Origin of the sequence: Microbacterium sp. UBA3394 (assembly GCF_002358725.1) — a bacterium.
Classification (GTDB): domain Bacteria; phylum Actinomycetota; class Actinomycetes; order Actinomycetales; family Microbacteriaceae; genus Microbacterium; species Microbacterium luteum.
This window is the reverse complement of the sequence record NZ_DEPK01000265.1, coordinates 1-6,766: the sequence shown is the minus strand read 5'-3', so window position 1 is coordinate 6,766 and position 6,766 is coordinate 1. Positions and strand designations below refer to the sequence as shown.

The 6,766-nt window shown below is 72.2% G+C and carries 8 protein-coding genes; 5 read left to right on the top strand and 3 right to left on the bottom strand.

The window, feature by feature from the left end; all coding sequences use genetic code 11:
- The 5 genes from B4E30_RS15545 to B4E30_RS15525 form a co-directional block, all read left to right on the top strand.
- A partial coding sequence (locus B4E30_RS15545) for a hypothetical protein (RefSeq protein WP_286796108.1) occupies positions 1-642 on the top strand: 642 nt, incomplete at its 5' end.
- On the top strand, positions 639-1,460 hold the full coding sequence (locus B4E30_RS15540) for a prepilin peptidase (protein WP_286796106.1): 822 nt from the start codon (positions 639-641) through the stop codon (positions 1,458-1,460). The genes B4E30_RS15545 and B4E30_RS15540, both read left to right, overlap by 4 nt.
- A gap of 8 nt (positions 1,461-1,468) precedes the next feature.
- Positions 1,469-2,473, top strand: a complete 1,005-nt coding sequence (gene pilM / locus B4E30_RS15535; RefSeq protein ID WP_286796104.1) for a type IV pilus biogenesis protein PilM — start codon at positions 1,469-1,471, stop codon at positions 2,471-2,473.
- The gene (locus B4E30_RS15530; protein ID WP_286796102.1) at positions 2,470-3,117 is read left to right on the top strand and encodes a PilN domain-containing protein; all 648 of its coding nucleotides are present in this window, start codon (positions 2,470-2,472) and stop codon (positions 3,115-3,117) included. Before pilM ends, B4E30_RS15530 begins: the two co-directional genes overlap by 4 nt.
- Before the next feature lies 1 nt (position 3,118).
- Positions 3,119-3,778: a hypothetical protein gene (locus B4E30_RS15525; RefSeq protein ID WP_286796100.1), complete on the top strand. Its 660-nt coding sequence runs from the start codon at positions 3,119-3,121 to the stop codon at positions 3,776-3,778.
- A gap of 30 nt (positions 3,779-3,808) precedes the next feature.
- Here B4E30_RS15525 and B4E30_RS15520 read toward each other — a convergent pair whose 3' ends face one another.
- From B4E30_RS15520 to B4E30_RS15510, 3 genes are all read right to left on the bottom strand, one after another.
- Entirely contained in the window at positions 3,809-5,035 is a 1,227-nt protein-coding gene (locus tag B4E30_RS15520) for a type II secretion system F family protein (RefSeq protein ID WP_286796098.1), read from the bottom strand.
- Between the two features lies 1 nt (position 5,036).
- Positions 5,037-6,233, bottom strand: a complete 1,197-nt coding sequence (locus B4E30_RS15515; protein WP_286796096.1) for a type IV pilus twitching motility protein PilT — start codon at positions 6,231-6,233, stop codon at positions 5,037-5,039.
- Positions 6,220-6,766, bottom strand: a 547-nt coding sequence (locus B4E30_RS15510; protein ID WP_286796094.1) for a GspE/PulE family protein, incomplete at its 5' end; no start/stop codon positions are given. The genes B4E30_RS15510 and B4E30_RS15515, both read right to left, overlap by 14 nt.

The window sequence follows — 6,766 nt, the reverse complement described above, 5'->3', positions numbered from 1 at the left end:
GCGACCGTCGTGACGCTGCGCAACGTCAGCGCCAACGCGACCGACACGTGCGATTACTACAACAAGCACACCGGATGGAGCGTCGACGGCACGTGGGTCGGCGGCGGGAACCGGGGATGGAAGGACCTCGCGAACTACACCGGCACGGTCGTGATCGACGGCCGCGCGTGCGACCAGCTCACCTCCAACGCGGGCGGCAATCCGGCGCCGGCGCTGAAGGCCTCGAACGTCGTGCTGCTGGCGAAGAAGTTCGACACGACCGGCCTCACCATGACCGCCGCCACCGGCGCGACGCCCCGCGTGTACTTCATCACCGAAGACACGGTGCCCGACGGCAGGCCCTCGTGCGCCCTCGGCGCGACGGCCACGAACGTCAACACCAACGGCGCCAACCTCGACGGCGTGCGCTCGCTCATCTACACCCCGTGCCGCCTGTCCGTCTCGGGCGGCGGCGTGCTGCTCGGATCCCTCTACACGAACGGATTCAACTCCGGCGGTCAGATCACGATCAAGGGCGAGCTCATGAGCCTGCCCGGTCAGCCCGCCCCCGACGGCGGATACGGCGGCACGCCCACGATCATCGAGACCGGCGAGCACGCGCTCGGCGACGTGCTGTGGCGCCGGGAGGTGACATCCCCGTGACCCCGCTCGCCCTCACCCTCGTCACCGTCGGCGCCGGCGTCTTCGGCGCCGTCATCGGCTCGTTCCTCAACGTCGTCGCCTATCGCGTGCCCGCCGGCATCTCGCTGCTGCGCGAGAGCCGCTGCCCCGCGTGCGACGAGCCGGTGCGGTGGTGGCGCAACGTTCCGGTGCTGGGATGGCTGGCCCTCCACGGCCGCTGCGCGCGATGCCGTGCGGCGATCCCGGTGCGCTACCCCCTCGTCGAGGCGCTCACGGCGATCGTGTTCGCCGTCGTCGTCGCGTGGGGCGTTCTCGCCCTCCCCGGCCCGCCCGCGGCGACGATCGCCGTCATCGCGGCCTACCTGTGGTTCGCGGCCTCGGGGATCGTGCTCACCCTCATCGACCTCGACACCCGCCGCCTCCCCCACGCGATCACCGGATCCGCCCTGATCGTGTGCGCGGCACTCCTCGGTCTCGCCGTGCTGCTCGGCGCCGACAGCGCATCCCTGCTGCGCGCGCTCGTCGGCGCCGCCGCCCTGTGGGCGTTCTACGCCGCGATCCGATTCGTGCGACCCGACGGCATGGGCGGTGGCGACGTGCGTCTCGCGGCCGTCGTCGGCCTGATGCTGGGGTGGCTCGGATGGGGCCCGCTGCTCGTCGGCGCGTTCGCGGCGTTCGTGACCGGCGGCGCGTTCGGGGTCGGGATGCTGCTGCGCCGCCGCGCCGGTCGGCGCACGGCCATCCCGTTCGGCCCGTGGATCATCGTCGGCGCCTGGATCGGCGTGCTCGCCGGCGACGCGATCGCGCTCGCCTACACCAGCCTGTACCCGGAGCTGTGAGGACGATCATGCCGAAGACGCAGGTGGCGGTGGAGATCACCGAGGAGAGCGTGCGCGCGATCGAGGTGAGCCTCGGACGCACGCCGACCGTCGTGGCGGCCGGCGAGGTGCCGGTGCCGCCGGGGGCCGCGAAGGACTCCGAGGTGCTCGATCGCGATGCGGTCGCCGTCGCCCTGCAGCGGCTGTGGGCCGAGGCGCGCATCTCGCAGCGCAACGTCGTGCTCGGCGTCGGCAACCGCCGCATCCTCGTGCGGGAGCACTCGACCCAGCTCACCAACCCCGCGCAGATCCGCCAGGCGCTGCCGTTCGAAGTGCAGGACCGCCTGCCCGTGCCGGTCGATCAGGCCGTTCTCGACTTCGTGCCGACCGCGCAGGACGACCGGGGCGTGCACGGCCTGCTCGTCGCCGCCGTCGCCGAGCACATGGAGGAGCTCGTCGGCGCCCTCGACAAGGCACGCCTTCGCCCCCTGTCGATCGACCTCGTCGCCTTCGGCTACGCCCGCGCCCTCGCGACCCTGGTCGAGCCGGGCCGCACCGGCCTCCTCGTGGGCATCGGCGAGCACACCACGCACATCGTCATCGCCACCGACGGGGTGCCGAGATTCGTGCGCGTCGTTCCGCTCGACATCGTCGACGCGGCACCGCCCGACGAACCGGCACCCGCATCCGAGCCGCTCCGTCGTCGTCGCGCTGCGACGGTCGAGTCGGATGCGCGCGACGCGCTCTCGCCCGCCGTGCAGACGGCGCTCATCGACCTCGTCGGGCGCCTGCGGAGCACCGTCGCCTTCTACCGCGACCGTGCGAACGCCGCGCCGATCGACGTCGCCTTCGTGACCGGGACGCATGCCGCGCATCCGCGACTCATCGAGGCGATCGCGACGGCCGCCGGCGCCCCGGTCACGCCGGTCTCGGTCTCCGATCTCATGCCGGCCGCTCCCGGTCTCGCGCTGCCCGCCGGAACGGCCGCGCGCCTGACCGGCACAGCCGCGCTGCTGCAGGGCGGCGTCTCGTGAACGTGCGTCGCACCCGGCAGCCCGTGCTCCCCATCGGTGCACTCCCGCGGGTCGACCTGCTGCCCCCGTCCGAGATGCGACGGCGCGACATGCTGGCGCGCGCCCGTGCGTGGATGGTCGTCGGCATCGCCGCCGTCGCCGTCTCGGCGCTGCTCGTGGGCGGAGCCGCCGCCTATCACGTCGCCTCGTCGGTGCGGCTCGGTCTCGAGCAGGCCCGCACCCAGCAGATCCTCACCGGCATCGCGGAGCTGTCGGAAGTGAGTGACGCGCTCGCGACCCGCGGAGACCTGCAGGCGCTGCGCGCCGATGCGATGGCCGGCGACCTGGAGTGGACGCCCGCAGTCGCGCTCATCGCCTCGCACCTGCCGGTCGGCGTGACGATCACCGGCTTCTCGCTCGATGCCGGCGCCGCGCCCGTGGCGGGGTCCGACCCCACGTCTGCGACCGGGATGTCGGGCACCGTGACCGTGCAGACGCCGGCGGCGATCGATCTCGTCGCGGCGACCCGCGACCTGCGTGAGGCCCCCGCGGTGATCGCGGCCGACCTCGAATCGCTCACCGCCGCCGACGGCGTCTTCACCTACACCCTGCGCATCGCGCTCGACCAGTCCGTGTACACCGGCGCCTTCACGGCCGAGGAGTGACATGACTAAGCAGCTCGTCAACCTCATCGGCGCGGCCACGACCCTCGCGATCCTCGTGCTCGCCGTGCTCGTGTTCGCGCTCCCGCTCTTCACGCAGGCGACCCGCACGGCGGGCGAGGCCGACGCGGTCGCCGCGCAGAACCGCGCGCAGCAGGGGGTGCTGGATGCGCTGGTCGCCCAGTCCGCCGACATGGCGGCCCTCGAGGCGCAGGTCGCGACCCTCCGCGCGGAGATCCCCGCCGAGGCGCGCGTCGACGACGTGCTCCTGCTTGCGATCGACGCGGCCGCCGCGCAGGGCGGCTCGGTCACCTCGGTGACGCCCGCGAGCAGCGAGGCCTTCGCCGTGCGCACGGACGAGGCCGCCACTCCGGCACCGCAGCCCGCAGACGAGGCAGCCGAGACCGACGACGCCTCCGCCGCCGTCGGGCCGAGCACCACCCTCGAGTCGAGCACCCCGGCGCCCGCCGCGGCGAGCGACGGCCCTCAGCAGACGTCGGTGACCGTCGTGGTGGCCGCGCCCACGGTCGAGGCCGCCACGCGCATCCTCGACGAGCTGCGCGCCGGCCCCCGCCTGGTCGCGGTGACGCAGGCCTCCGTCACGGAGGGAGCCGAGGGCGGGGCGAGCCTCAGCGCGACGCTCCTCGTCTTCACGCGACCCTGAGCCGCGCCGCCGCGCCGCGGCCGGCTCCGTTCACTGACCGAGCTGCTGGTACATCGTGAACATCGGCATGTAGAGCGCGACGACCATGCCGCCGATGAGGAGTCCGAGCACCGTCATCATGATCGGCTCGATCATGCTCGTGAGCTGCTCGGATGCCGCGTCGACCTCGGCTTCGTACATCGCCGCGATGTTCTCGAGCATGTCCGGAAGCGACCCCGACTCCTCGCCGACCGACACCATCTGGCTGACCATCGGCGGAAAGACGGCGGCGCGCGCGAGCGGCGCCGAGAACGACCGGCCGAGACGCACCGACTCCCGCACGCTGCGCAGCGCGTCTTCGATGGCCTTGTTGTTCGCCGCCCTGCCGACGAGGTCGAGGGCCTGCATGAGGGGCACCCCGGCGCCGAGCATCATCGACAGGTTGCGGGCGAATCGCGCCACGGCGATCTTCGTCACCAGGGAGCCGAACACCGGCATCCGCAGGCGGAAGGGATCGACGACGCCTCGGAAGCGATCGGTGTGCTTCACGCGCTGGTACCAGATCCACCCCGCCACGGCGAGCACGATCAGCAGCGGCAGGATCCACACCATGTTGTGCGACAGGGTCACGAGCACCTGGGTCGGGAGCGGCAGCTCGCCGCCCATGCTCGCGAACATGTTCTCGAACACGGGCACCACGAACGTGATCATGGCGATCACGCCGACGACCGCGATGACGAGCACGATGATCGGGTAGGTCATGGCGGAGCGGATCTTCTGCTGCAGCTTCACGTCGGCCTGGTAGCTGCGCGAGATCGCCTCGAGCGAGTCGGCGAGGAAGCCGCCGGTCTCGCCGACGCTCACGAGGCTCACCATCAGGGGCGGGAAGACGTTCGGATGCGCCGCGAGCGCGGTGGAGAACGACGACCCCGACTCGATGTCGACCTGCACGGCCGTCAGCGCCGACGCCAGCCGCCGGTTGGGGGTCTGCTCGGCGAGCAGGGCGAGCGCGCGCATGAGGGGGAGCCCCGCCTGGATGAGTCCGGCGAACTGCTGCGCGAACACCGCGAGGTCCTTCGTGGCGACGCCGCGCTCGAACCCGGGGATCGTCACGTCGCGGTTGAGCCCCGTCTTGGACTGCGCCACGACGCTGAGCGGAGCGAGCCCCTGCGCTCGGAGCTTCGCCACGACGGCGCTCTCGCTCGCCGCTTCGAGCACCCCCTTCGTCTCCGCCCCGGTGGCGGTGGCCGCCCGCCAGCGATATTCCTCCAGCGGCATGTCACAGGCTCCAGTCGTCCGACGGCGGCGCCGGATCGGCGTTTCCGCCGAGCCACGCCTCGGCGTCGTAGTCGCGCGGCCGCACCCGCACGCCGTCGAGAGCATGCGGGTCGGTGAGGTAGTGGCGCGCGAGCGAGGCGGCGACGTCGCCCGACTCGACGAGGGTCTTCAGCGACTGATCCAGTGTGTGCATGCCGTGGCCCTCACCGGCCTGCATCGCGTTGTACAGCTGAGCGATCTGATTCTCGCGCACGAGGTTCGCCACCGCCGGCGTCGACACGAGCACCTCGGTCGCGATCACGCGGCCTCCCCCCTGCGCCTTGGGCAGGAGCGTCTGGCTGATGACCCCCTGCAGCGTGTCGCCGAGCTGGCTGCGCACCTGGTTCTGCTGGTGCGCGGGGAACGCGTCGACGATGCGGTTGATGCTCTTCGCCGCCCCCTGCGTGTGCAGGGTGGAGAGCACGAGGTGGCCCGTCTCGGCCGCGGTGAGCGCGGTCGAGATCGACTCCGGGTCGCGCAGCTCGCCGATGAGGATGACGTCGGGATCCTGCCGGAGCACGCGGCGGAGCGCTTCGGCGAAGGAGGTCGTGTCGGCGCCGACCTCGCGCTGGTGGATGAGCGAGCGCTGCGACGTGTGCACGAACTCGATCGGATCCTCCACCGTCACCACGTGATCCTGCTTGGTGCGGTTGATGAGGTCGATCATGGCCGTCAGGGTCGTCGACTTGCCCGATCCGGTCGGCCCGGTCACGAGCACGAGCCCGCGCGGACGCAGCGCGAGGTCTCCGGCGATGGCCGGCGCGCCCAGCTCGTCGAGGGTGAAGGCGCGGCTCGCGATGAGACGGAAGGCCGCCGCAACCTGCCCGAGCTGGCGGAACACGTTCACGCGGAACCGCCCGGCCCCGGGCACCGTGTGGGAGAGGTCGACATCGCCGGTGGCGTGGAACCCCTCGCGGTGCGCGGCGGACATGATCCCCACGAGTGCGTCGAGCAGCACCGGTCCCGGGATGGGGTGCTCGTAGCCCGGCACCGGCACGAGGTGTCCGTCGTGCCGGTGGAGCGCCGGCGCGTCGGCGGAGAAGTGGATGTCGGATGACCCCATCGTCGCGGCCGTGCGGAGCACCCCCTCCAGCACCCGCTCGGGCGCGTCTTCGGCGACACCGCCCCCTGACCGCATCCGCAGCTCAGACCGTGACACGCAGCACCTCCTCGATCGTGGTGAGACCTTCGAGCACCTTCGACCACCCGTCGGCCCGCAGGCTCGTCATGCCCTGCGCGAGCGCGAGCTCCCGCAGGTCGGCGCCCGATGCGCTGCGTACCACCGCCGCCTCCAGTTCGGGGGTCATCGCCATCACCTCGTGCAGGCCGACGCGTCCGCGATAGCCCGTGCCGGAGCACGCCGGGCACCCCTGTGCGCCGTAGAGCACCGGCACGTCGGTCGGATCGTGCGGCACCCCCAGACGCGTGAGCACCGCCGAGTCCTCGCGATAGGGCTGCCGGCAGGTCGAGCACAGCCGTCGCGCGAGGCGCTGCGCGACCACGGCCGACAGCGCGGTGGCGACGAGGTAGGGCTCGGCGCCGATCTCGGTGAGACGCGCGACGGCGCCGGGAGCGTCGTTGGTGTGCAGCGTCGAGAGCACGAGGTGGCCGGTGAGCGCTGCCTCGATGGAGATGACGGCCGTCTCACTGTCGCGGATCTCGCCCACGAGCACGATGTCGGGGTCGGAGCGC